This is a genomic window from Xenorhabdus eapokensis (genome assembly GCF_001908105.1).
Window position 1 is genome coordinate 1 of record NZ_MKGQ01000133.1, and the last position, 1,013, is coordinate 1,013.

The following is a 1,013-nucleotide window of genomic DNA, read 5'->3' on the forward strand; positions in this document are numbered from 1 at the left end:
TTAACGCGATGCTCGACTTTAACACCCTATAACCTTGGCTTGTTGGAGCCAGTCGCGTTGACTTTTGCCTTGTTTAAAATTGGCAAAAATACCCAACGTGTGAGAAAGCAGTTTTCTGGCTATTCGATTACTCAAGTGCCACAAGTCCCGTGCCCAGCACTTTTCGATAGCAAATTGCCCGGCGAGTTGGCCAATGACGGTTTCAATTAAACGTCGCCTGGCATTAATGCGCTTTCTCGTCTCTCTGGGGACAGGGTCATCCATATTGGCACGCACCGGGGTTATCATTTCAATGCCTTCTTTTTTCATTTCTTGTTTAAATTCAGTACCTAAATACCCTTTATCACCCAGCAAATAGCCTTTTATCGGGCCGATTACATCCCAGGTTGCTTCACGCTCACTGACATTGGCGGGTGTCAGCGTAAACCCCGTTACCACGCCGGTTTCATCTATCATAAGATGCCCTTTAAAGCCGTAGTCAGTTTCGTTTTTGGCGGCGCAGTACCCATAATCGGCTTGTCCTTTAAAGTTGGCACTGCCTTTTGCTCTTTTGAATCCACAGACAGACAGCGGAAATCCGTCGATAATATGTACCGGCTTGTCGAACGCGCCCAATAATCTCGCCAGCTTTTCTTACAGTTTTTGTTTGACAACCCAAAGATTAGAGGCTTGTTTGGCAAAGTTAGCGCGTGAACCTAACCCCGGAAACCATGCGCGCCAGTGGGTACAAAAATACGTCCAAATGCCTTTATCTGTTGAAAATCCTAAGAATTCACCAATCACTTCCATCGCGATGACTTCCGCATCACTCAACTTAGGTGGGATCCCCCGGCTCCTCAATCGTGTGCCTTGCTGTAACGCTGTTAAATTATCGTCTACCCAACAAAACACCCAAATGATAAAATCTTGCTGTGACATAGCCCTTGTTCCTTTATTTCTCTCAGTTTGGCGACTTAAAGTTATAAAGGAGTGGCTATGTCATTTCAACTCACCTCGAAAGTCGAGCATCGCGT

1 pseudogene is annotated in these 1,013 nt (G+C 46.0%); it reads right to left on the minus strand.

The features are described 5' to 3' along the window. Positions 1 to 18 precede the first annotated feature (18 nt). Positions 19 to 918: pseudogene (locus Xedl_RS19775) on the minus strand (IS982 family transposase). Positions 919 to 1,013: the final 95 nt, after the last annotated feature.